Below are 26,658 nucleotides of genomic sequence, written 5' to 3'. Positions count from 1 at the left end.
TGCGCGGCGGGTCGCCGCCGACTCCGTGGTTCAGGAGATCCCGAACTCCTTGCCGATGAACTCGAACATCTCGTCGTCCGTGGCGGCGTCGAGTTCCTCCGCCACGGCCGGGGAATCGGCCGCGTCGGCGGTCTCCGTGCCGGGAGCGGTGGCCCACTGGTCGAGGAGTTCCCGCAGCCGCGCGGTGATGGCGTCGCGGCCTTCGGCACCGGCGTCCGCCGTGGTCCGCAAGGCCGTCCCGATCCGGTCGAGTTCGGCGAGCATCCCGGTGACGCCGGGGCCGGACGGGGCGGCCTCGGCCTTGAGGTACTCGACGAGTTCGGCCGGGGTCGGGTAGTCGAAGACGAGCGTGGGCGGCAGCCGCAGCCCGGTGTCCTGGCCGAGCCGGTTGCGGAACTCGACGGCGGTCAGTGAGTCGAAGCCGAGGTCGCGCAGGGCCTGTCCGGGCCGGACGGCCCGGGGCGAGGAGAGGTCGAGGACCGCGGCGACGTGCTCGCACACCAGGTCGAGCAGCAGCTTGCGCTGTTCGGCGTCGGTGAGGCGGGCCAGGCGGGCCGGGAGTTCCCGCTCCCCGGCCCCGGCCTGCGTGCCGGTGTCCGGTCCGCCCGGCGCTGCCGCGCCGGGGGCCGTACGCCGGGCCGGGACCCGGACCAGCGAGGTGAGCAGGGCGGGCAGGGCGCCGGCGGCGGCCTGGCTGCGCAGCTCCGTCCGGTTCAGCCGTACGGGAACCACCGCGCTCGGGGAGTGGGCCGTCGCCGCGTCGAAGAGTGCGAGGGCCTCGTCGGTGGCCAGGGGCAGTACCCCGCTCCGGGCCATGCGGCCGCGGTCCGCGTCGCTCAGCGCGCCGGTGATCCCGCTGCTCTCGGCCCACAGCCCCCAGGCCAGTGATACGGCGGGCAGGCCGGCCGCGCGGCGCTGCTGGGCGAGTGCGTCGAGGAAGGAGTTGGCGGCGGCGTAGTTGCCCTGGCCCGCCGCGCCGAAGACACCGGCCGCGGAGGAGAAGAGGACGAACGCGGAGAGTTCCATGTCGCGGGTGAGTTCGTCCAGGTGCAGGGCGGCGTCGACCTTGGGCCGGAACACCCGGTCGATGCGTTCGGCGGTGAGGCTGGTGACGATGCCGTCGTCGGTCACTCCCGCCACGTGCACCACTGCGGTCAGGGGGTGTTCGGCGGGGATCGCCGCCAGCAGCCGTGCCAGGGCTTCGCGGTCGGCGACGTCGCAGGCGGCCACGGTGACCCGGGCTCCCTGTGCGGCGAGTTCCGCCTCCAGTTCGGCCATGCCCGCGGCCCGGCCGCCGGTGCGGCTGACGAGCAGCAGGTTCCGTACGCCGTGCCCGGTGACGAGGTGCCGCGCGAGGTGGCGTCCCAGCAGGCCGGAGGCTCCGGTGACGAGGACCGTGCCGGCGGCCGTGAACGCGGGGCTGACGTCGCCGAGCGGGGCCTGGTTCTCGGCGCGGGCCAGCCGGGGCACGAGCACCGACCCGCCGCGTACGGCGAACTGTTCCTCACCCGAGGCCAGCAGTGCGGGCAGCGCCCGTACGGAGGCGGCGTCGCGGTCCAGGTCGACGAGGACGAACCGGCCGGGGTTCTCCGACTGCGCCGAACGCACCAGGCCCCAGATCGCTGCCTGCGCCGGGTCGACCTCCTTGTCGCGGTCCTCCTGGTCCCGGTCCTTGGCGACGACCGCGTTGCTGGTCAGGACGACCAGCCGGGTGCGGGCGTGCCGCTCGTCGGCGAGCCACCGCTGGAGGAGGTCCAGGGTCCGGTGCGCGGTCGCGTGGGCGTGCGCCACCGGGTGGTCGCCGTCGGGGTGGACGTCGACGGCCGCGAGCACGACGCCCGGCAGTGCCCCCGTCGCCCCGTCCGGTCCGGGGTGGGAGGAGACGCTCGCGCCGGAGTCCTCCAGGGCGGCGCGCAGACCGTCGTCGCCGCCGATGAGGGTCCACTGCTCTCCCGGTTCGCTCACGGGGTCCTCCGAGGTGCGGGGAAGGGGGGTCCAGTCGACGCGGTAGAGGGAGTCGTACCGCCCGTGCTCGCGGCCCGCCCGGGCGAGTTGTTCCGTCGAGACGGGGCGCAGTACCAGGGAGTCGACCGAGGCCACGGGCCGGCCCGCCCCGTCGGTCGCCCACAGGGCCACCGCGTCGGCGCCGGCCGGGGTGATCCTGACCCGCAGGGCCGTCGCTCCGGTGGCGTGGACCGTCACGCCGCTCCAGGCGAAGGGGATCCGTCCCTGTCCGGCGTCGGGCAGCAGGCCGCCGAGGCCGATCGCGTGGAGTGCGGAGTCGAGCAGGGCCGGGTGGACCCCGAAGCCCTCGACCCGCGTCCCGGCGGGCAGTCGTACGTCGGCGAACACCTCGTCGCCGCGCCGCCACAGGCCGTGCAGGCCCTGGAAGACGGGTCCGTAGCCGAAGCCGAGGCCGGCCAGCCGCTCGTACGCGCCGCCGGTGTCCAGCCGGTCGGCCCGGGAGGCGGGCCAGTCGACGAGGTCGTGCGGCGGTTCGCCCTGCGCCTGGGGCCGTGCGTCCACGGACACGACACCGGTCGCGTGGCAGGTCCACGGCTCGACGGTGTCGGCGCTCTCGGGACGGGAGTAGACGTTGACCGTACGGTGCCCGGTCGCGTCCGGCCCGCCGACGACGGCCTGGAGCCGTACGGCCCCCTGCTCGCGCAGGACGAGCGGGGCGCCGAGGGTCAGCTCGTCGACGCGGTCGCAGCCCACCTCGTCGGCGGCGCGCAGCGCCACGTCCACCAGGGCGGTGCCGGGCAGCAGGACTGTGTCCATGACCGTGTGGTCGGCGAGCCACGGGTGCGTGTCGAGCGACAGCCGGCCGGTGAGCAGGGCCCCGTCACCGTCCGCGAGGGTGACGGCCGCGCCCAGCAGGGAGTGTTCGGCCGCGACGAGCCCGGCCGACGCCACGTCACCGGCGGGGGAACCCGCCGCGAGCCAGTAGCGGCGACGCTGGAAGGCGTAGGTGGGCAGGTCGACGTGTTGGGCGGCGTGTCCGGCGAAGACGGCCGTCCAGTCGACGGGGGTGCCGTGGACGTGGAGGTGAGCGAGGGCGGTCGTGACCGCCAGGGCCTCGGCGCGGTCGGCGCGCAGGAGGGGGACGGTGACCGTGTGGGCTTCGTCCAGGACGTCCTGGACCAGCGCGGTCAGAACGCCGCCCGGGCCGATCTCCAGGAAGGTGGTCGCGCCCTCGCCCGCGAGGGAGGTGACGGCGTCGGCGAAGCGCACGGCCTCGCGGACGTGACGCACCCAGTAGTCGACGGAACAGAACTCCTCCGCCGGGACGAGGCGCCCGGTGAGGGTGGAGACGACGGGCACGCGCGGGCTCTCGAAGGAGACGCTCTCCACGACGGCCCGGAACTCGGCCAGCATCGGATCCATCAACGGCGAGTGGAAGGCGTGCGAGACGGCGAGGGCCTTCGTCCTGCGGCCCTGTGCCTCCAGCCGCTCCACGACCGCGGCCACCGCGTCTTCAGCGCCCGAAACCACCACCGAAGAGGGCCCGTTGACGGCGGCGATACCCGCACGGTCCTCGTGACCGGCCAGCAGTTCCCGTACCTCGTCCTCCGAGGCCTGCACGGCGACCATGACACCCCGGTCGGGGAGCGCCTGCATGAGGCGGCCGCGCGCTGTCACCAGGGCCGCCGCGTCTTCGAGGGAGAAGACCCCCGCCACATGGGCCGCGGCGAACTCGCCCACCGAATGCCCGGCCAGCAGATCCGGCCGGACCCCCCACGACTCCACCAGCCGGAACAACGCCACCTCGACGGCGAACAACGCCGGCTGCGTGTACGTGGTCCGGTTCAGCAGCTCGGCGTCCTCGCCGAACACCACATCGCGCAGCGGCAGTTCGAGGTGTGCGTCCAGCGCGGAGCAGACCCCGTCGAAGGCCTCGGCGAACACCGGGAAGGCGGCGTGCAGTTCACGTCCCATCCCGAGCCGCTGGCTCCCCTGCCCCGAGAACAGGAACGCGGTCCGGTTCCCCCCTGCGGGCGCTCCGGTCGACGTCTCACCGTGTACGACTCCGGCTGCCGGGCGGCCGGCGGCGAGGGACGTCAAGCCCTCCAACAGGTCCTCGCGCCGAGTGCCGACGACCGCCGCACGCCTCTCCATCGCCGCACGCGTCGTGGCGAGGGAGCGCCCGACCTCCGCGATGCCCAGGTCCGGGTGCGCGTCGAGATGGGACGCGAGGCGCTGCGCCTGAGCGCGCAGGGACATCTCGTCCTTCGCCGAGAGCAGCCACGGGACGGCTCCGGGCGCCGGCGCGTTCTCGGCGGGCGGTGCGGGTTCCGGGCTCGGTACGTGTTCGAGGACGACGTGCGCGTTGGTGCCGCTGACGCCGAAGGACGATACGGCCGAGCGGCGGGGACGCCCGTGCTCCGCCCATTCGACCGGTTCGGTGAGCAGCCGTACCGATCCGGACGACCAGTCGATGTGCGGCGACGGCTCGTCGGCGTGCAGGGTCTTGGGCAGGATGCCGTGCCGCATGGCCTCGACCATCTTGATCACGCCCGCGACGCCTGCGGCGGCCTGGGTGTGGCCGATGTTGGACTTGAGGGAGCCCAGCCACAGGGGCTGGTCCTCCGGCCGGTCCTGGCCGTACGTGGCCAGGAGCGCCTGAGCTTCGATCGGGTCGCCGAGCGTGGTGCCCGTGCCGTGGGCCTCGACGGCGTCGACATCCGTGGCGGACAGCCCGGCCTGTGCGAGGGCCTGCCGGATGACGCGCTGCTGCGCCGGCCCGTTCGGGGCGGTCAGCCCGTTCGAGGCACCGTCCTGGTTGACCGCGCTGCCGCGCACCACCGCCAGGACGTGGTGGCCGTTGCGGCGGGCGTCTGAAAGCCGCTCCACGAGCAGCATGCCGACGCCTTCGGCCCATCCGGTGCCGTCGGCGTGCGCGGAGAAGGCCTTGCAGCGGCCGTCGGCGGCCAGTCCGCGCTGGCGGCTGAACTCGACGAACGTGTTCGGGGTCGCCATGACGGTCACCCCGCCGACCAGGGCCATCGAGCACTCCCCCTGGCGCAGGGCCTGGGCCGCCAGGTGCAGGGCGACCAGCGACGAGGAGCACGCGGTGTCCACCGTCACCGCCGGCCCCTCCAGGCCGAAGGTGTAGGAGAGCCGTCCCGAAGCCACGCTGCCGGACGTCCCCATGCCGAGGTGTCCTTCGAGGCCTTCGGGTACGGGTCCGCCGAGCTGTGATCCGTAGTCGTGGTACATGACCCCGGCGAAGACTCCGGTACGCGAACCGCGCAGCGTGGCGGGGTCGATCCCGGCCCGCTCGAACGCCTCCCACGAGGTCTCCAGCAGCAGCCGCTGCTGCGGATCCATCGCGAGCGCCTCACGCGGCGAGATCCCGAAGAACCCGGCATCGAACTCCGCCGCGTCGTACAGGAAGCCACCGTCCCGCGCATAACTCGTCCCCGCATGATCCGGATCCGGGTGGTACAGCGCATCCAACGCCCAGCCACGATCGGCCGGGAAACCACCCACCGCGTCCCCGCCCTCCGCGACCAGCCGCCACAGATCCTCCGGAGACCGCACCCCACCCGGATAACGGCAGCTCATCCCCACGATCGCGATCGGCTCGTCGGCGGCGGCGACCGGTGCCGGAGCGTGCTCCGCGGCACCGGACTCCGTGCCGACGAGTTCGGTCAGCAGGGACCGGGTGAGCGCTTCGGGGGTGGGGTGGTCGAAGACCAGGGTCGCGGGCAGTCGCAGGCCGGTGGCCGTGTTGAGGGAGTTGCGGAGTTCGACGGCGGTGAGCGAGTCGAAGCCGAGGTCCCTGAACTGCCGGTCCACCGCGACCGACCGGACGGATTCGTGTCCGAGTACCGCGGCCACCTGGGTCCGGACCAGGTCGAGGACGACGGCGTGCCGCTCGGCGGCCGGCAGGGCAGCGATCCGGTCGGCGAGCGAGGACTCCGTCGTGTTCGGGTGCGTGCCGTGGAGCGCACGCCGTACGGAGCCGCGTACCAGTTTCCGGAACAGCGGGGGCAGCGTTCCGGCGCGGGCCTGCGCCTGGAGTGCACCGAAGTCCAGTCGTACGGGGACGACGGTGGCGAGGTCGGAGCGGCAGGCGGCGTCGAAGAGCGCCAGGCCCTCCTGTGCCTCCAGGGCGACCAGTCCGGACCGGCTGATCCTGTGCCGGTCCGCGACGGCCAGGTCGGCCGTGAGGGCGCTGGTCTGCGCCCACAGGCCCCAGGCGATCGACACGGCGGGCAGTCCGGTGGCGCGCCGGGTTTCGGCGAGGGCGTCGAGGAAGGAGTTCGCGGCCGCGTAGTTGCCCTGTCCGGCGCTGCCGAGGGTGCCGGCGGCGGAGGAGAAGAGGACGAAGGCGGTGAGGTCGGCGTCGCGGGTCAGCTCGTGGAGGTGCAGGGCAGCGTCGGCCTTGGGGCGGAAGACGCGGTCGACGCGGTCGGGGGTGAGTGCGGGGACGATCCCGTCGTCGGTCACGCCGGCCGCGTGCACCACCCCGGTCAGCGGCTGGTCGGCCGGTACCGAGGCCAGGAGCGCGGCCAGCGCCGTACGGTCCGCGACGTCACAGCGGACGGTCCGTACGTCGGCGCCCAGCGTCCGCAGTTCCGCGGCGAACTCCGGCGCGCCCGCGGCGTCGGGACCGCGGCGGCTCGCCAGCAGCAGGTGCCGCACCCCGTACGCGGTGACCAGGTGGCGGGCGACGAGCTGCCCCAGCGCACCGGAGGCGCCGGTCACCAGGACCGTCCCTTCGGCCGAGAAGGCGGGGCGGCGGCCCGTGTCGGCGGCATCGGCGGCGGCATCGTCGGTGGTGTCGGCGGTGGTGTCGGCGGTGGTGTCGGCGGCCCGCGTCAGACGCGGGACGAACAGCGCGCCGTCGCGGACCGCCAGCTGCGGTTCACCCGAGGCGACCGCGGCGGCCAGCGGGGCGGTGCCCGGGGCGTCGGTGTCGACGTCCACGAGGACGAACCGGCCGGGGTTCTCCGACTGCGCCGAGCGCACGAGTCCCCACACGGCGGCCTGCGCCGCATCCACATCGGCGGCGGAGGCCGATGCGGTCACAGCACCTCGCGTCACGACGACCAGGCGCGATGCCGCGAACCGGTCCTCCCGCAGCCATTCTTGGAGCAGGTCCAGCACCCGCCGCGCGGCCGAGGCGGCCGACGCGTCGTCCTCGCCTCCGCCGGACGGGCCCTGCACCGCGACGGCCACGGCTTCCGGCCCGGGATCCGCAGCCGGCAGGTCCTCGCACAGCACCACGCCCGCGGGCTCCGCGCCCGGGACCGGCTCGTACCGCTCCCAGTCCACCCGGAACAGGGCGTCCCGGAGCGGCGAGGGTTGCCCGGGAGTGACGGCCCGCAGGGTCAGGGAGTCCACCGATGCCACGGGCCGGCCCAGGCCGTCGGCGATCTCCAGCGCCACCGCGTCCGGCCCGGAGGGGGCCCGGGTCAGGCGGACCCGCAGCGTTTCGGCGCCGGTCCCGTGGACGCTCACGCCGCCCCAGGCGAACGGCAGCCGGCCTTCGTGGCCCGCCGCGAGGAACTCGCCCACGGTCATGGCGTGCAACGCCGCGTCGAGGAGCGCGGGGTGCAGGGCGAAACCGGCGACCGAGGTGTCCTCGGGCAGCCCGACCTCGGCGAAGAGCTCGTCGTCCCCGCGCCGCCACACCGCGCGCAGGCCCTGGAACACGGGCCCGTAGCCGAATCCCGCCTCGGCCAGCTGCCCGTAGCGGTCGTGGATGTCGACGGCGGTGGCGTCGGCCGGCGGCCAGGCGTCCGCCGTCGCGGCGAACGCGGCTGCCCCCTCCGTGTCCGGTACGAGGAACCCTGTGGCGTGGCGGGTCCAGGGAAGGACCGTGGCGGCCTCGTCCATGGCGTCGGGGCGCGAGTAGATCCGTACCGTGCGCCGGTCCGGGTCGTCCTCGGCGGCGCCGACCACGACCCGCACCTGGACCGCGCCGTGCTCGGGGAGCACCAGGGGTGCGGCGAGGGTGAGTTCGTCGACGCGGCCGCAGCCCAGCTCGTCGCCGGCCCGGACGGCCATCTCCAGGAAGGCGGTTCCCGGCAGCAGCGTCACGCCGGAGACGGTGTGGTCCGCCAGCCAGGGGTGCGTGGCCAGCGACAGCCGCCCGGTCAGCAGCGCCCCGGCGCCGTCCGGCAGCAGGGCTACCGCTCCGAACAGGGCGTGCCCGGCGGCGGCCAGGCCGGCCGCGGCGACATCGCCGGGGGCGGTCGGTGCGTCGAGCCAGTAGTGCGCGTACTGGAAGGCGTAAGTGGGCAGGTCGACGCGCCGGGCGCCGTGCCCGGCGTGGGCGGCCGTCAAGTCGACGGGTATGCCGTGGACATGGAGCTGGGCGAGGGCGGTGGTGACGGCGACGTCCTCGGCGCGGTCGGCGCGCAGGAGCGGGATCGTGACCGCATGGTCGTCCAAGGAGTCCTGCGCCATGGCGGTCAGGACACCGCCCGGCCCGATCTCCAGGAAGGTACGGACGCCCTCGTCGGCGAGGAAGACGACGGCGTCGGCGAAGCGCACCGCCTCGCGGACGTGACGCACCCAGTAGTCGACGGAACAGAACTCCTCCCCCGCCACCAGGCGCCCGGTGAGGGTGGAGACGACGGGCACGCGCGGGCTCTCGAAGGAGACGCTCTCCACGACGGCCCGGAACTCGGCCAGCATCGGATCCATCAACGGCGAGTGGAAGGCGTGCGAGACGGCGAGGGCCTTCGTCCTGCGGCCCTGTGCCTCCAGCCGCTCCACGACCGCGGCCACCGCGTCTTCAGCGCCCGAAACCACCACCGAAGAGGGCCCGTTGACGGCGGCGATACCCGCACGGTCCTCGTGACCGGCCAGCAGTTCCCGTACCTCGTCCTCGGAAGCCTGTACCGCGACCATGACGCCCCCCGCCGGGAGCGCCTGCATCAGACGGCCGCGCGCCACCACCAGCCGCGCCGCGTCTTCGAGCGAGAACACCCCCGCCACATGCGCGGCCGCGAACTCACCCACCGAATGACCGGCCAGGAAGTCCGGCCGCACGCTCCAGGACTCCACGAGCCGGAACAGGGCCACTTCGACGGCGAACAACGCCGGCTGCGTGGAGCCGGTCCGGTTCAGCAGCTCCGTGTCGTCGCCGAACACCAGGCTCTTCAGGGGCTGTTCGAGGTGCGGGTCCAGTGCGGAGCAGACCTCGTCGAAGGCTGCGGCGAACACCGGGAAGGCCGCGTACAGTTCACGCCCCATCCCGAGGCGCTGGCTCCCCTGCCCCGAGAACAGGAACGCGGTCCGGTTCCCCCCTGCGGGTGCTCCGGTCGACGTCTCACCGCGCAGGAGCGCGCCGGGCGCCGGGCGGGCCGAGGCGAGGGCGGCCAGGCCGCTCAGGAGTTCTTCGCGGCCGGTGCCGACGACCGCGGACCGCAGGCCGAGTACGGCCCGGGAGGTCGCCAGGGACAGGGCGACGTCGGCGGGGGCGAGGTCCGGGTGTTCCGTCAGGTGCGTCAGCAGGCGTGCGGCCTGCTCGCGCAGGGCCGCCGGGTCCTTGGCGGACAGCGACCACGCGAGCGCACCGCCCGCCGCCGTGGCGGTCTCCGGCTCGTCGCCGGGTGCCGGCTGCTCGATGACGACGTGCGCGTTGGTGCCGCTGACACCGAACGAGGACACGCCCGCCCGGCGCGGACGACCGTACTCCGCCCACTCCACCGGCTCGGTCAACAGCTTGACCGCGCCCGCCGACCAGTCGACGTGCGGCGACGCCTCGTCCACGTGCAACGTCCTCGGCAGCACACCGTGACGCATCGCCATCACCATCTTGATCACACCCGCCACACCCGCGGCAGCCTGCGTGTGACCGATGTTGGACTTGAGGGAGCCCAGCCACAGGGGCTGGTCCTCCGGCCGGTCCTGGCCGTACGTGGCCAGCAGCGCCTGAGCTTCGATGGGGTCGCCCAGGGTGGTGCCCGTGCCGTGGGCCTCGACGGCGTCGACGTCGGTGGCGGACAGCCCGGCCTGCGCGAGGGCCTGCCGGATGACGCGCTGCTGCGCCGGCCCGTTCGGGGCGGTGAGGCCGTTGGAGGCGCCGTCCTGGTTGATCGCGGAGCCGCGTACGACGGCCAGCACCTGGTGGCCGTTGCGGCGGGCGTCCGAGAGGCGCTCCACGAGCAGCATGCCCGCGCCCTCGGCCCAGCCGGTGCCGTCGGCCGAGGCCGAGAAGGCCTTGCAGCGGCCGTCGGCGGCCAGCCCGCGCTGGCGGCTGAACTCCACGAAGACGTTCGGGGTCGCCATGACGGTCACCCCGCCGACCAGGGCCATCGAGCACTCCCCCTGGCGCAGGGACTGCGCGGCCAGGTGCAGCGCGACCAGCGACGAGGAGCACGCGGTGTCCACCGTCACCGCCGGCCCCTCCAGACCGAAGGTGTAGGCCACTCGGCCGGAGGCGATGCTGCCCGCGCTCCCGTTGACGAGGTATCCCTCGAATCCGTCGGGTGCGGCGGACAGGCGCGAGCCGTAGTCGTGGTACATGACCCCGGCGAAGACTCCGGTACGCGAACCGCGCAGCGTGGCGGGGTCGATCCCGGCCCGCTCGAACGCCTCCCACGAGGTCTCCAGCAGCAGCCGCTGCTGCGGATCCATCGCGAGCGCCTCACGCGGCGAGATCCCGAAGAACCCGGCATCGAACTCCGCCGCGTCGTACAGGAAGCCACCGTCCCGCGCATAACTCGTCCCCGCATGATCCGGATCCGGGTGGTACAGCGCATCCAACGCCCAGCCACGATCGGCCGGGAAACCACCCACCGCGTCCCCGCCCTCCGCGACCAGCCGCCACAGATCCTCCGGAGACCGCACCCCACCCGGATAACGGCAGCTCATCCCCACGATCGCGATCGGCTCGTCGACGGCGGGGAGGCCGGCGGACAGCGGGCTCACAGGGGTCGCCGTACGGTTGCCGGTCCCGTCGGGACCGTCTCCGAGGATCTCGGTGCGCAGGAAGCGGGTGAGGGCCAGGGGTGTGGGGTGGTCGAAGACCAGGGTCGCGGGGAGCCGGGTGCCGGTGACGGCGTTGAGGAGGTTCCGGAGTTCGACGGCGGTGAGCGAGTCGAAGCCGAGGTCCCTGAACTGGCGTTCCGGTTCGACCTGGTCCGGTGAGGCGTGGCCGAGCACGGTGGCGATCTGGAGGCGCACCAGGTCGGCGAGGACGCGGTCCTGCTCCGTCTCGGGGAGTCCGTGCAGGCTCCGGGCGAGGGCGGTGGCGCGGTCGGCGGCCCCGACGGCCGGGTCGTCGCTCACGGCCCGGACCTTGCGGACCGGGGTGGTGACGAGGCCGCGCAGCAGTGCGGGGACCTTGTCGTCGGCGGCCTGGACGCGCAGCCCCGCATGGTCGAGCGGGACGGGGAAGAGGACGTCGTCGCCGACCGCGCAGGCGGCGTCGAACAGGGCGAGGCCGGTGGCCGAGTCCATGGCGACCAGGCCCATGCGGCGGATGCGTGCGAGGTCGGCCGTGTCCAGCTTGCCGGTCATCCCGCTGCCTTCGGCCCACAGCCCCCAGGCCATGGACACGGCGGGCAGGCCGGCCGCGCGGCGCTGCTGGGCCAGGGCGTCGAGGAAGGAGTTCGCGGCGGCGTAGTTGGCCTGTCCGGCGCCACCGAGGGTGGCGGAGACGGAGGAGAAGAGCACGAACGCGGACAGGTCCGTGTCCCGGGTGAGTTCGTGCAGGTTGAGTGCGGCGTCCACCTTGGGGCGGAGCACGTGGTCGACGCGCTCGGGGGTGAGCGCGGGGACGATCCCGTCGTCGGTCACGCCCGCCGCGTGCACCACCCCGGTCAGCGGGTGCTCCGCGGGGATCGCCGCGAGCAGAGCGGCGAGCGCGTCACGGTCGGCCACGTCGCACGCGGCGGTGACGACGTGGGCGCCGAGTCCGGTCAGTTCGGCCTCGAAGGCGGCGGCGCCGTCGGCGGCCGGGCCCCGGCGTCCGGTCAGTACGAGGTGCCGGACTCCGTGCCGGGTGACGAGGTGCCGGGCGACGAGGCGGCCCAGCGTGCCGGTCGCACCCGTGACGAGGACGGTCCCGCCGTCCGGGAACGTCGTCGCGCCCGGGCCTTCCTGCCCGTCGCCGCCGTCGCGCGTCGTCCGCGCCAGGCGGGGCAGCAGGACCGTGCCGCCGCGCACCGCGAGCTGCGGTTCGCCCGTGCTCACGGCCGCGCGGACGCGCTCCCGGCCGAGGTCGCTGTCCGGGTCCAGGCCGGGATCCAGGTCGAGGAGGACGAAGCGCCCCGGGTTCTCCGACTGCGCCGAGCGGACGAGGCCCCAGGCGGCGGCCTGGGCCGGGTCGAGGGCTTCGCGTTCACCGGCGTGCGTCGCGACGGCGTTGTGGGTGACCAGGACGAGCGGCGGCGCGTCGGTCCGGTCCTCGGCCAGCCGCTGCTGGAGCAGCCGGAGCGTCCGGTGGGTCACGGCCCGTACCTCGGCGGCCGTACCGCCTTCGGTGGCCGGGCGGCCCGGCGCCGCCACGTCGAACGCGGGCACGGGTCCGGCAGCCGGAACGGCCGCCGGGGTCCAGCCGAGGCGGAAGAGGGAGTCGTTACGGGGATTCGCGGCCCGGCGCAGCCGGTCGGCGGAGACGGGGCGCAGGGTGAGGGCGCCGATCGTCGCGAGCGGCCGGCCCGATCCGTCGGCGACGAGGACCGATACGGCGTCCGTCCCGGCCGGGGTCAGCTTGATCCGTACGGCGGCTGCGCCGGCGGCCTCCAGGTGCACGTCGCTCCAGGAGAACGGCAGCAGCCCCTGACCGGTCCCGGTCCCGGACAGCAGGCCGAGCCAGGAGGCGTGGAGCCCGGCGTCGAGGAGGGCGGGGTGCAGGCCGTAGGCGGAGGCTTCGGGCGCCGACTCCTCGGGCAGCGCGGCGGCGGCGTACAGGGAGTCGCCGTGGCGCCAGGCCTCCTTCAGGCCCCGGAAGACCGGGCCGTAGCCGAAGCCGAGGTCGTCGAGCAGGTCGTACAGGCCGTCCGTGGTGACCCGTACCGCTCCCTGCGGCGGCCACACGGTGAGTTCGGACGACGCGGGCGCGGGCTTCGGCGGTTCGGCGGACAGCGTGCCGCCCGCGTGCCGCGTCCAGTCCTGTGCCCCGGACGTGTCCTCCGGCCGGGAGTACAGCTCCAGTGCGCAGCGTCCGGACGCGTCTCGTGCCCCGACGGTGAGGCGGAGCTGGACCCCGCCGTGCTCGGGGAGGACGAGCGGCGCCTCCAGGGTCAGTTCCTCGATCTGCGTGCAGCCTGCTTCCTGTCCGGCGCGCAGTGCCAGCTCCACGAAGGCCGTGCCGGGGACGAGGACGACGCCGGACACGGCATGGTCGGCGATCCAGGGATGCGTGGCGAGCGACAGCCGGCCCGTCAGCACGATGGCGCCGTCGGGGAGCACGACGGTGGCGCCGAGCATGGGGTGTTCGGTGTCGGCGACACCGATCGCGGTGACGTCGGCGGTCGCGGGGACGTGGAGCCAGTAGTGCTCGCGCTGGAAGGCGTAGGTGGGCAGGTCGACGCGTCGGGCGCCGTGTCCGGCGAAGACGGCCGTCCAGTCGACGGGGGTGCCGTGGACGTGGAGGTGGGCGAGGGCGGTGGTGACGGCGACGTCCTCGGCGCGGTCGGCGCGCAGGAGCGGGATCGTGACCGCGTGGTCGTCCAAGGAGTCCTGCGCCATGGCGGTCAGAACGCCGCCCGGGCCGATCTCCAGGAAGGTGGTCGCGCCCTCGCCCGCGAGTGAGGTGACGGCGTCGGCGAAGCGCACCGCCTCGCGGACGTGGCGCACCCAGTAGTCGACGGAGCAGAACTCCTCCCCCGCCACCAGGCGCCCGGTGAGGGTGGAGACGACGGGCACGCGCGGGCTCTCGAAGGAGACGCTCTCCACGACGGCCCGGAACTCGGCCAGCATCGGATCCATCAGCGGCGAGTGGAAGGCGTGCGAGACGGCGAGGGCCTTCGTCTTCCGGCCGTCGGCCGACAACCGGTCGACGACTGCCGCTACGGCACCCTCCGCACCCGAAACCACCACCGATGACCGCCCGTTGACGGCCGCGATGCCCGCGTGCTCCTCGTACCCGGCGAGCAGTTCCCGTACCTCATCCTCCGAGGCCTGCACCGCCACCATGACACCCCGGTCGGGGAGCGCCTGCATGAGGCGGCCGCGCGCTGTCACCAGGGCCGCCGCGTCTTCGAGGGAGAAGACCCCCGCCACATGGGCCGCGGCGAACTCGCCCACCGAATGCCCGGCCAGCAGATCCGGCCGGACCCCCCACGACTCCACCAGCCGGAACAACGCCACCTCGACGGCGAACAACGCCGCCTGCGCGTAGGCGGTCCGGTTCAGCAGCTCCGCGTCCTCACCGAAGACGACGTCGCGCAGCGGACGCTCGAGGTGCGTGTCCACATGAGCGCACACCGCGTCGAACGCATCCGCGAACACGGGGTGGGCCGCGTACAGTTCACGTCCCGTCCCGAGCCGCTGGCTCCCCTGCCCCGAGAACAGGAACGCGGTCCGCGCGCCGTCGTTTCCGCCGGCGGAGTCGGTGGCGCCGGTGATGACGTGGGGCGTGGCGTCGGCGGGGTGTCCGTCCGCGAGGGCCGTCAGTGCGCGGAGCAGTTCGTCGCGGTCGGTGCCCACGAGGGCGGCGCGCCGCTGGAGGGCCGCACGGCCCGTGGCGAGGGAGAGGCCGATGTCGGCCGGGGTGGCGTCCTGGTGGTCGGCGAGGTAGGTGCGCAGCCGGTCGGCCTGGGCGCGCAGGGCGGTGGTGGTGTTCGCGGAGAGCAGCCAGGGGACGGCCGTCATCGGTGCGGCAGGGGCTGCCGTGGTGTCGGGCTCCGTCTCCGGGGCGGGGGCCTGTTCGATGATGACGTGGGCGTTGGTGCCGCTCACGCCGAAGGCCGAGATGCCGCCCCGGCGGGTGTGCGTGCGGTCGTCGGGCCAGGCCACGGACTCGGCCAGCAGCTCGACCGCGCCCGTCGTCCAGTCGACGTGCGGGGTCGGCGCGTCCACGTGCAGGGTCTTGGGGAGTTCTCCGTGCTGGAGGGCCAGTACGAGCTTCATGACGCCCGCGACACCGGCGGCGGCCTGGGTGTGGCCGATGTTGGACTTGAGCGAGCCGAGCCGCAGCGGCCGGTCCGCCGGCCGGTCCTGGCCGTACGTGGCGAGCAGTGCCTGCGCTTCGATGGGGTCGCCGAGCTTGGTGCCGGTGCCGTGCGCCTCGACCACGTCGACGTCGGTGGCGGACAGACCGGCGTTGGCCAGTGCCTGGCGGATGACCCGCTGCTGTGCGGGGCCGTTCGGGGCGGTGAGGCCGTTCGAAGCGCCGTCCTGGTTGATCGCGGAGCCGCGTACGACGGCCAGGACCCGGTGGCCGTTGCGGCGGGCGTCGGAGAGGCGTTCCAGAAGGAGCATGCCGGTGCCTTCGCCCCAGCCGGTGCCGTCGGCGGCGGCCGCGAAGGCCTTGCAGCGGCCGTCGGGGGCCAGCCCGCGCTGGCGGCTGAACTCGACGAAGATTCCGGGGCCCGACATGACGGTGACGCCGCCCGCGAGAGCCAGTTCGCATTCGCCCAGGCGCAGCGACTGGACGGCCAGGTGGAGTGCGACGAGGGAGGACGAGCAGGCCGTGTCGACGGTCAGGGCCGGGCCTTCGAGGCCGAAGGTGTAGGCGAGGCGGCCGGACACGACGCTGGCGGCGCGGCCGGTGAGCAGGTAGCCCTCGACGCCTTCGGGGGCCTTGCGCAGGCCCGAGGCGTAGTCCTGTCCGTTGGAGCCGATGAAGACTCCGGACCGGGTGCCCTTGAGGGTGGCGGGGTCGATGCCGGCGCGTTCGAAGGCTTCCCAGGTGACTTCGAGCAGCAGCCGCTGCTGGGGGTCCATGGCGAGGGCCTCGCGCGGGGAGATACCGAAGAATCCGGCGTCGAACTCGCCCGCGTCGTGGAGGAATCCGCCTTCGCGGGCGTACGTGGTGCCGGGGTGTTCCGGGTCGGGGTGGTAGAGGGAGTCGAGCTGCCAGCCGCGGTTCTCGGGGAATCCGGAGAGGACGTCCTGGCCCTCGTCGAGGATCTTCCACAGTTCCTCGGGGGAGGTCACGCCTCCCGGGAAGCGGCAGCTCATCGCGACGATGGCGATCGGCTCGTCGTCGTCGGCGGGCCGGGTGAGCGGTGCGGCGGCGGGGCCGGCCTGCGGGCTGCCGGAGATCTGGGCGTGGAGGTATCCGGCGAGTTCCGTCGGGTTGGGGTAGTCGAAGACGACGGTGGTGGGCAGGCGCATGCCGGTTGCGCCGGCCAACCGGTTGCGCAGCTCGATCGCGGTGAGGGAGTCGAATCCGGTGTCACGGAAGGCGCGTCGGGGTGCGATGGCGTCGACGCCGGCGTGTCCGAGGACGGTGGCGGCCTGGGTGCGGACGAGTTCGACGACGGCCCGGAGCTGTTCGGTGTCGGACAGTCCGGTCAGCCGCTGCGCGAGCGCGGGGCCGCCCGCGGCGGTGGTGGCGGGGGTGCCGGCGGTGTCGAGGAGGCGTTGTGCTTCGGGGAGCCGGCGCAGCAGCGGGTAGTCGCCGCTGATCGCGAAGGCGGGGACGAAGCGGTCCCAGTCGATGTCGGCGAGGGTGACGGCCGTGTCGTGGTGTTCCATGGCCCGGCGCAGGGCCGCGATGCCGAGGTCGGCGGGCATGGGGAGGATGCCGCGCCGGGTGAGGTGCTGTTCGGCGAGGTCTCCCATCATGCGGCCGCTGCCCCAGGAGCCCCAGGCGATGGCGGTGGCGGGGAGGCCCTGGGCGCGGCGCTGGTGGGCGAGGGCGTCGAGGAAGGCGTTGCCCGCGGCGTAGCCGCCTTGGCCGCCGTTGCCGACGACGCCGGCGATGGAGGAGAAGAGGACGAAGAAGTCCAGGTCGTGCCCGGCGGTGAGGTCGTGCAGGTGGAGTGCGGCGTCGACCTTGGGGCGCAGGACGTGTGCGAGGCGTTCGGTGGTCATGGCGTCGATGACGCCGTCGTCGAGGACGCCCGCGGCGTGGATGACGCCGGTGAGGGGGTGTTCCGCGGGCAGGGAGTCCAGGAGCCGGCGGAGGTCGTCGCGGTCGGTGACGTCGCAGGTGGCGATGGTGGTGCGGGTGCCGAGGGCGGTGAGTTCGTCGCGGAGTTCGGTGGCGCCGGGCGCGGCGGGGCCGCTGCGGCTGGTGAGGACGAGGTGTGCGGCTCCGCAGCGGGCGAGCCAGCGGGCGACGTGGGCGCCGAGGGTGCCGGTGCCGCCGGTGATCAGGACGGTGCCGTGGGGGCGTGCCAGGACGTACTCGGGCGAGGGGGCGGTGGTGTGGGTGTCCGCCCGTACGAGGCGGCGGGCGAGGGTTCCGGTGGCGCGTACGGCGATCTCGTCCTCGCCGTCGGATCCGGAGCCGGAGCCGGAGTCGGAGTCGGCGAGGAGTGCGGTGAGGTGGTCGAGGGTGCGTTCGTCCAGGGTTTCGGGGAGGTCGACGAGGCCGCCCCAGCGCTGGGGGGATTCCGCGCCGACGACCCGGCCGAGGCCCCACAGCTGGGCCTGTGCGGGGTGGCGGGGCGGGTCGGCGGGTCCGGTGGAGACGGCGCCGGAGGTGGCGCACCAGAGGGGGGCGCCGATGCCGGTGTCGCCGAGGGCCTGGACGAGGGCGAGGGTGGCGGCGAGGGCGGGCAGGACACGGTGTCCGGGCAGGGTGTCGGCGTCCCCGGCGGTCGTGGCGAGCAGCGAGAGCACCCCGCTGACCTGGTCGGTGTCCAGTCCGGCCTGGTTCAGGTGGTCGGTGAGGCGCCGGGCGGCGCTCTCCCGGTCGCTGTCGGTGGCCGGGTCGAGGGTGATGCGTTCGACGCGGGCGCCCCGTGCGGTGAGGGCGTCGTGGACGGCGGTGGTGTCGGCGCTGTCGTGGTGGGCGGCGGCGGTGACGAGCAGCCAGGTGCCGGTCAGCGGGGACCTGCTGCCGCGCTGGGCCTGGGTGGCCGTGGGCGTCCAGGTGACGCGGTAGCGCCAGTTGTCGACGAGGGTGGTCTCGGTGGTCCGGCGCCGCCAGTGGGCGAGCCGGTCGACCATGTGGTCGAGGGACGCGTCGGGGGCCAGTTCCAGCGAGCTGGTCAGGGCCTGTACGTCGGCGTTCTCGACGGCCGTCCAGAAGCGGGTCTCCTCGTCGCTGTAGGCGGCGGTGCCGGTGCCCGCGGCGGGTGTGGCCGGGGCGGCGTCGAGCCAGAACCGGCGCCGCTGGAAGGGGTAGGTGGGCAGGGCGACGGTCCGGGGGCGCAGTCCGGCGAAGGCGGCGGACCAGTCGGTGGGGACGCCGCGGACGTACGCGTCGGCGAGCGAGGTCAGGAAGCGGGCCGGTCCGCCGTCGCCGCGGCGCAGCGAGGCGACGACGTCGGCGGTGGCGCCGGCTGCCTCGGCGGTCTCCTGGAGGCCGATGGCGAGGACGGGGTGCGGGCTGCACTCGACGAAGACCTGGTGGCCGTCCTCCATCAGCCGGCGGACGGCGGGCTCGAACCGCACGGTGGTGCGGAGGTTGGTGTACCAGTAGGCGGCGCCGAGGTCCGCGGTGGTGACGGGCTCGCCGGTGACGGTGGAGTAGAAGGGCACCTGCGGGGGCTCGGGGGTGATGCCGGCGAGTGCCTCGGCGAGTTCGGCCTCGATGATCTCGACGTGGGCGGAGTGCGAGGCGTAGTCGACGGGGACCCGCTTGGCCCGGACCCCGTCGGCGGTGCAGGTGGTGAGGAGTTCGTCGAGGGCGTCGGCGTCGCCGGAGACGACGGTGGAGCGGGGTCCGTTGACCGCGGCGATGCCGAGCCGGTCGCCCCACCGTTCCAGGCGCCGGGTGACGTCGGCGAGGGGCTCGGGTACGGAGACCATGCCGCCGAGCCCGGCGAGCCTGGACAGGAGGCGGCTGCGGAGGGCGACGACGCGGGCCGCGTCGTCGAGGCCGAGGGCGCCGGACACGGCGGCGGCGGCGATCTCGCCCTGGGAGTGGCCGATGACGGCCGCGGGGTGGACGCCGAAGGAACGCCACAGTTCGGCGAGGGAGACCATGACGGCCCACAGCGCGGGCTGGACGACGTCGTCGGCGCTGTCGAGGGCGGGAGCGCCGGGTGCCCCGCGCAGGACGTCTTCCAAGGACCAGTCCACGTACGGGGCGAGGGCCTCGCCGCAGGCGCGCATCCGCTCGCGGAAGACCGCTGAGGTGTCGAGGAGGTCAACGGCCATGCCGGCCCACTGGGAGCCCTGGCCGGGGAAGACGAACACGACGCGGCGGTCATCGGCAGCGGCGCCCTGGACGGTGCGGGGCGAGGTGCCGCCTTCCGCCAGTGCCCGCAGTCCTTCGGTCAGTTCCGCTTCGGTGGTGCCGACGACGACGGCGCGGTGCTCGAACGCCGCGCGGGTGGTGGCGAGCGAGTGGCCCGTGTCGGCGGGGCGGGTGCCGGGGTGGGTCCGGGTGTGGGCGAGGAGGGCGCCTGCCTGGGCGGTGAGCGCCTCGGCGGTGCGGGCCGACAGCAGCCACGGCACGGGGCCCGCGGCGGGGGCGGCTTCGCCGGCCGGGGCCTCCGGGGTCTCGGGGTCGGCGGTCTCGGGGGCGGTCGGGGCTTCTTCGATGATGGCGTGCGCGTTGGTGCCGCTGATCCCGAACGAGGACACGCCGGAGCGGCGCGGGCGGCCGGTCGCGGGCCAGTCGGCCGCCTCGCCGAGCAGCCGTACGCGGCCGGACGTCCAGTCGATGTGGGGGGACGGCGTATCGGCGTGCAGGGTCTTGGGGAGGGTGCCGTGCTGGAGGGCCAGCACCGTCTTCAGTACGCCCGCGATGCCCGCGGCGGCCTGCGTGTGGCCGATGTTGGACTTGAGCGACCCGAGCCACAGGGGGCGGTCCGCCGGCCGGTCCTGGCCGTACGTGGCCAGGAGTGCCTGCGCTTCGATGGGGTCGCCGAGCTTGGTTCCGGTGCCGTGCGCCTCGACCACGTCGACGTCGCCGCCCGTCAGTCCCGCGTTGGCCAGTGCCTGGCGGATGACCCGCTGCTGTGCGGGGCCGCTGGGGGCGGTGAGGCCGTTCGAAGCGCCGTCCTGGTTGATCGCGGAGCCGCGTACGACGGCCAGGACCCGGTGGCCGTTGCGGCGGGCGTCCGAGAGGCGTTCCAGCAGGACCATTCCGGCGCCCTCGGCGAGGCCGAACCCGTCGGCGTCGGCGGAGAAGGCCTTGGAGCGCCCGTCGGGGGCCAGCGCGCGCTGCTTGCTGAACTCGATGAAGGAGCCCGCCGACGGCAGGACGGTGACGCCGCCCGCCAGGGCCAGCGAGCATTCGCCGGTGCGCAGCGACTGGGCGGCCAGGTGCAGGGCGACCAGCGAGGACGAGCAGGCGGTGTCGACGGTGACGGCGGGACCCTCGAAGCCGAAGGTGTAGGCGAGGCGTCCGGAGGCGACGCTGGCGGTGTTACCGGTCAGCAGGTAGCCGCTGACGTCCTCGGGTGCCTCGTATAGCCGGGGCCCGTAGTCCTGGGTCATGGCTCCGACGAAGGTGCCGGTACGGGTGCCGCGCAGGGTGGCGGGGTCGATGCCCGCGCGTTCCAGCACCTCCCAGCCGGTCTCCAGGAGGAGCCGCTGCTGCGGGTCCATGGCGAGGGCCTCGCGCGGGGAGATCCCGAAGAACTCCGGGTCGAAGTCGGCGGCTTCGTGGAGCAGTGCCGCTTCGCGCTGGTAGTAGCGGCCGGGGCGGCCGGGCTCCGGGTCGTAGAGGCCTTCGACGTCCCAGCCGCGGTCGCCGGGCAGGGCGGACACGGCGTCGCCGCCCTCGGCTAGCAGCTGCCACAGGGCTTCGGGAGTGTCGATGCCGCCGGGCAGGCGGCAGCTCATGGCGACGATGGCGACGGGTTCGTCCCAGGCGGCCGTGGTGGTGTCGTCGGCGGCCTCGTCGCGGGTGCCGAGGGCTTCGGCGATGATGCGGGCGGTCAGCGAGCGGGGGGTGGGGTGGTCGAAGACGACGGTGTGCGGCAGGGCGAGGCCGGTGGCCCCGGCGAGCCGGTTGCGCAGTTCGACGGCGGTGACGGAGTCCAGGCCGAGGTCGCGGAAGGCCTGTCCGGCGCCGACGGCGGCCGGGTCGGGGAGGCTGAGCAGCGCGGCGGTCACGGAGCGGACGAGTGCGGCGGCGGTGCGCTCGCGTTCGGCCTCGGGGAGGTCGGCGAGCCGGCCGTACGGGGCCCGGTCGTCGGCGGCGCCGCCGGTGCTCCGGAAGGGGTAGGTCGGCAGGGGCATCCGGCCGGCCGGGGCGGCGGGGAACGCCTGGGCCCAGTCGATGTGCACGCCCTGTACGTAGGCCTCGGCGAGTGCGGTACGGAACCGGCGCGGGCCGCCCTGGTCCCGGCGCAGGGTGCTGACGGTGACGGCGTGCCGGCCGGCGGCGGAGGCGGTCTCCTGCACGGCCGCGGTGAGCGAGGCGTGCGGGTTGACCTCGATGAGGGCCTGGTGGCCGTCGGCGAGCAGGGCGTGCGTGGTCTGCTCGAACCGTACGGGGCGGCGCAGGGCCTCGAACCAGAAGCCGGCGTCCAGGGTGCGGCCGTCGACGATGCCGCCGGTGGCGGAGGAGTACAGCGGGGTGTGGGTGGCCCGGGGGGCGATGTCGGCGAGTGCGGCGAGCATCCGGTCGCGGACGCCGTCGACGTGGAAAGAGTGGCAGGCGGCTCCGGCGGCGACGCGGCGGCAACGGACGCCGTCCGCCTCCAGGGCGGCGCGCAGTTCGTGTACGGCGTCGGTGTCGCCGGAGACGACGACGGACTCGGGGCCGTTGTACGCGGCGACGTCGAGCCTGCCGTCCCAGGGGCGCAGGCGGTCGGCCAGCCGGTGGCCGGGCAGGGTCACCGCGAGCATGTCCCCGCCGCGTGCGGCGAGTTCGGCCAGGCTCTCGCCCCAGGCGGTGATGACCCGGGCGGCGTCCGGCAGGGTCAGCGCCCCGGACAGGTGGGCGGCGGCGATGTCCCCGATGCTGTGGCCCGCGTACGCGGCGGGCCGTACGCCGTAGGCCGTCCAGGTCCGGGCGAGTGCGACCTGGACGGCGAAGGTGGCGGGCATGCTGACGTCGGGGGTGTCGAGGGCGGGGGCGCCGGGCGCGCCGCGCAGCACGTCGGTGAGCAGCCAGCCGGTGAGCGGGGCCAGGGCCTCCTGGCACTCCAGCGCGGCGGTGCGGAACTGCGGGGAGGAGTCGAGGAGTTCGACGGCCATGCCGGGCCACTGCGAGCCGATGCCGGGGAGGACGAAGGCGACCGGGCGGCCGGTGGCGGGGCCGGTGTGGCCGCGGACGGCGTCGGCCGCGAAGCCGCCCCGGGCGACGGTGGCCAGGGCGTCGAGGAGCTCCCCGGTGTCCGCGCCGAGGACGACGGCGCGGTGCGGGAAGCGGTGCCGGGTGGTGGCGAGGGCCCGCCCCACGGCGGCGGGGTCGAGGCCGGGGTGTGCGGTGAGGTGGTCGTGCAGCCGCTGGGCCTGGGCGCGCAGCGCCTCGGGGCCGGCGGCGGAGAGGATCCAGGGCAGGGGATGTTCGACGGCGGTGTCCTCGGGGCCGGCCGGGCCGGTGTCGGCTCCGTCCGCGGCGAGGCCGGGCCCGGGGGCGGTGAGGCGCCCGTCGGCGGACAGCACGGCGTGCACCCGGTCGCCGTCGGCGACGGCCCGCGCGAGTGTCTTGAGCAGGACGGCGCCGTAGCCGCCGGACACGGCGTCGGTACCGGGGAGCAGGATGTCCGGGCCCGCGGCCAGGGCGAGGGTGGTCCCGCCCCGGTGGAGGCTGTCGTGGGCCTCCCGCAGCGCCTGGGCGCCGGAGGGGACCCGCCGGACCAGCGGGGCCGCGCCGGGGGCGGTCCGCAGGACGGCGCCGACGGCGGTGGCCGTGTCGCCGTCCTGCGGGAGTTCCCCGCCGTCGGGTACGGCGAGGAAGACGCCGGCGCGCGGGCCCGGTTCCGCCGCGAGGACGACGCCGGCGTCCTCCAGCGCCTGCCACCACACCTGCGCGGCGGCGGGCCCGTACGGCAGCGCGTCGGTCAGGCTGTGGTCCGGCGGGGTTCCGGTGGAGTCCGCGAGGAATTCGGTGTCGAACGGCTCGGGCGCGTCGGTCCCGCCCGGCGGGCGGTGCGCCGATCCGGTCACCACGATCACGTCGTCGTGTGCGCTGATCCCGGATCCGTCCGGCATCGAAACAGACTCACGCATTATGTGCTCCATCGACCCGTTGAACTACTGCCAATTTGCTGGTGCCGCAGCGCATTTCGGCGTGCGGGCATGCCGGGGGGACCCCCGTGACGATTCGCGACGTGATGACCCGGAAGGGTTTACGACCCGGCGATGTCCTGCTGGATGACGCGCTCGATGTTCCGCTCGGCGAGTGCGGTGATGGTGACGAACGGATTCACGCCGATGGAGCCGGGAATGAGGGAGCCGTCCGTCACGTAGAGGTTCTTGTAGCCGGACACCCGGCCGTAGTCGTCGGTGGCCTTGCCCAGGACGCAGCCGCCGAGCGGGTGGTAGGAGAAGTCGTCGGAGAAGGCCTTCACCTGCTTGCCGAAGAGGTCGTAGCGGTACGTCGTGAAGTTCGCCCTGTTGATCCGGTCGAACAGCGACTTCGCGGCGTTGACGGCGGGGGTGTTCTGGTCGCGGGTCCAGCGCAGGTTCGCCCGGTCGGTGGCCGCGTCGTAGACGAAGGTGCCGCGCTCGGGGTTCTTGGTGATCGCCAGGTAGAGGCTGACCCAGGTCTCCAGGCCGGCCGGCATGGGGGCGATCTCGGCGAAGACGGGGGCCTCGGGGTTGTCCCAGTCGTCGATGCCCAGGGCGGGGATGGAGGACTGGCTGGCGCCGGTGGGGTTCCACACGTGGTTGGCGCGGGCGGTCATGACGTTGCCGTTCGGGCCCCAGCCGGCGCCGATCTCGGAGCTGAGGTCGGGCAGGGTGCCGGTCTCCCGGGCGCGCAGCAGCAGTTCGGTGGAGCCGAGGCTGCCGGCCCCGAGGAAGAGGTGACGGCAGGAGACCTCCTTGGTGGCGAGCAGCTTGCCGTCGGCGTCCCTCTGCTCGACGGTCAGCAGGTAGGTGCCGTCCTTCTGCTGCCGGATGGTCCTGGCCTGGTGGAGGGTCTCGATGGTGACCTTGCCGGTGCCCAGGGCGGCGGCCAGGTAGGTCTTGTCCAGGCTCTGCTTGCCGCTGTTGTTGCCGTAGATGACCTCGGCGGCCAGCGCCGACTTGGGGACCTCGCCGGCCGCTTCGCGCCGCATGTGGTCGAAGTCGTAGACGTTGGGGACGTGCACGGTGCCCAGGCCGGCCTTCTGGGCCTGGTCGCGGGAGACCCGGGCGAACTTGTACCACTCGGTGCTCTCGAACCAGCCGTTGTCGATGTGGTTGACCCGGAGCATGGAGTTGGCGCGCGGGAAGTAACGGCCGTACATCTCGGCGGAGTCGACGCGCGGGAGCACCTCCTCGAAGTACGAGCGCTTCGGGGCGACCGCCATGCCGCCGTTGACGAGGGAGCCGCCGCCGACGCCGCGGCCCACGTACACGGACATCTGGTCGAAGTTGACCCGGTCCAGGACGCCCGCGTACGGGTCGATGTCCCGGTTGGCCAGGTCGAGCCAGAGGAAGCTGCCGAGCGGGGCCTCGGTACGGGTCTTGAACCAGCTGGAGCGCTTGTCGGGCTTGAGCATGCCCGAGAAGACGTTCCCGTCGGGACCCGGCTGGTTCCACAGCTGGCCCATTTCGAGCATGACGGTGCGGACGCCGGCCTCGGCGAGGCGTAAGGCGGTGACGGCGGCGCCGTAGCCCGTCCCGATGACGACGGCGGGGACGAACGCCCGGCTGCCGGAGCGGTCGGCGGCCAGGGCGCGGGGGGCGCCGATGGTGGTGCTGCCCGCCAGGGCGGCGGCGCCGAGGGCCGTGAGTCCGAGCATGCGGCGACGGGACAGGGGCTGTTCCACGGTGTGTACCTGGCTTTCCGAAGGTGGTGCGAGCGGTGGCGCGGGGGGGGGCGGGTCGCGCGGCGGAGCGCGGAAGGCCCTGGGTGGGAGGCCTTGGGGAGGAGGCCTTGGGGAGGAGGCCTTCAGCGGGCCTCGGGGGTCTCGTGCAGGGTGATCGCCGCGCAGGGGCACTGGTCGGCGGCCTCGCGGACGGCGGCGTGCACCGCGGCGGGCGGGCGGGCGTCGAGCAGCAGCACGACCCCTTCGTCGCTCTGGTCGAAGACCTCGGGGGCGAGCAGGGCGCACATGCCGGCGCCGCAGCACAGGTCCCGGTCGGCGTCGACCCTCAGGGGGCCGCCGGTCACCAGGCGACGGGCAGCGCGTACACGCCGTAGACCTGCATGTCGTGGCGGAGCCTGATCTCCTCGGGCGGGCAGGCCAGCCGCAGGGCCGGGAAGCGTTCCAGCAGGGCGGTGAAGCCGACGCGCAGCTCGATGCGGGCCAGCTGCTGGCCGAGGCACTGGTGGATGCCGTGCCCGAAGCCGAGGTGGCCTGCGGCGCGCCGGGTCACGTCGAAGGTCTCGGGGTCGTCGAAACGCTCGGGGTCGCGGTTGGCCGCGGCGAGGGAGACCATCACGACCTCGCCCTTCCTGATGAGGACGCCGTCGATCTCGACGTCCTCCAGGGCGGCCCGGGTGGGGCCGTGGTGGACGATGCTGAGGTAGCGCAGCGTCTCCTCGACGGCGCCCTCGATCAGGGACGGGTCGGCGCGCAGCGCGGCGAGCTGTTCGGGGTGGCGCAGCAGGGCGAAGGTGCCGAGGGCGAGCTGGTTGGCGGTCGTCTCGTGTCCGGCGACCAGCAGCAGGAAGGCGATCGAGGTGAGTTCCTCGTCGGTGAGGTCCGGGTCGGCGGTGATCAGGCCGCTGAGGATGTCGTCGGCGGGCTCGGCGCGCTTGAGCCGCACCAGGCCCTGCAGGTACGTCCCCAGCGACAGGAAGGCGGCCGTCACGACCTCGGTGGATTCGCCGAAGCTGCTCCAGACGTGGGTGTCGTGCTGGAAGGCCTCGCGGTCGGCGTAGGGCACGCCGAGGAGTTCGCAGATGACCAGGGAGGGGATGGGCAGCGCGAACTGCTCGAAGAGGTCGGCCTCGGAGCCGAGGCGTTCCATGGCGTCGAGGCGCTCCGCGGTGATCCCCTCGATCCATTCGGTGAGCAGCCGCATCCGCCGGACGGTGAACTGCCCGACGAGGAGCTTGCGGTACCGCTGGTGCTCGGGGTCGTCGTGCTGGATGAACATGCCGCGCGGGGCGGCCGGGGCCTCGTCCAGGGTGGCGGCGCGCGGTACCGGCGGGTGCTTGAGTTCCCCGCGGGCGCTGAACCGGTTGTCGGCGAGGACGGCGCGGGCGGCGGAATGCCCGGTGACGAGCCAGCCGAGATGTCCGTCGGCGAATTCCATCCGGGTGATAGGGGCGGTCTGCCGCAGTGACTGCGTCATCGACGGCGGATTGAAATATCCGTCTCGGACCGTTGAAAAGACAACCGGTGCGCCCTGGCTCATTTCTTCCCTCTCCTGGCTGGCACGCATTCTTCGACCGAGGCGGGATGTGCTGAGGCTCTGTGGGAATCCGGCCTCGACAGGGCCTCGGCCACGCAGTTCGATCACCGCCGAAAATGAAGGTATGAAGACGCGTTGAAGGGTGTCAACGAAATCAATCCCAGGTGCGCTAACCCTGTGGGCGGGGGGCGGAGGGTACGGTTACCGACG

At 74.0% G+C, this 26,658-nt stretch carries 4 protein-coding genes; all 4 read right to left on the bottom strand.

Translation table 11 applies throughout. The features are described 5' to 3' along the window. Positions 1-30 precede the first annotated feature (30 nt). Positions 31-23,166 carry a type I polyketide synthase gene (locus tag OOK31_RS17090; protein ID WP_267088093.1) on the bottom strand — a complete coding sequence of 7,712 codons (23,136 nt, stop codon included), beginning with the start codon at positions 23,164-23,166 and terminating at the stop codon, positions 31-33. A gap of 119 nt (positions 23,167-23,285) precedes the next feature. Next, entirely contained in the window at positions 23,286-24,887 is a 1,602-nt protein-coding gene (locus OOK31_RS17085; RefSeq protein WP_267088307.1) for a GMC oxidoreductase, read from the bottom strand. Between the two features lie 149 nt (positions 24,888-25,036). Further along, positions 25,037-25,243, bottom strand: coding sequence for a ferredoxin (locus OOK31_RS17080; RefSeq protein ID WP_267088306.1), 207 nt, complete (start codon positions 25,241-25,243; stop codon positions 25,037-25,039). Between the two features lie 11 nt (positions 25,244-25,254). Continuing rightward, a complete protein-coding gene (locus OOK31_RS17075) occupies positions 25,255-26,388 on the bottom strand; it encodes a cytochrome P450 (RefSeq protein WP_267088092.1) in 1,134 nt (377 codons plus the stop codon). Positions 26,389-26,658: the final 270 nt, after the last annotated feature.

The sequence above is a fragment of the Streptomyces sp. NBC_00249 genome (assembly GCF_026342355.1).
In the GTDB taxonomy this organism is placed as follows: Bacteria; Actinomycetota; Actinomycetes; order Streptomycetales; family Streptomycetaceae; genus Streptomyces.
The sequence above is the reverse complement of the archived record's forward strand: the minus strand, read 5'-3'. Positions and strand labels throughout refer to the sequence as shown.

Bases quoted from the DNA above. Each gene is read 5' to 3' on its own strand.
- OOK31_RS17090 (WP_267088093.1), bottom strand. From the start codon at position 23,166: ATGCGTGAGTCTGTTTCGATGCCGGACGGATCCGGGATCAGCGCACAC.
- OOK31_RS17075 (WP_267088092.1), bottom strand. From the start codon at position 26,388: ATGACGCAGTCACTGCGGCAGACCGCCCCTATCACCCGGATGGAATTC.
- OOK31_RS17085 (WP_267088307.1), bottom strand. From the start codon at position 24,887: ATGCTCGGACTCACGGCCCTCGGCGCCGCCGCCCTGGCGGGCAGCACC.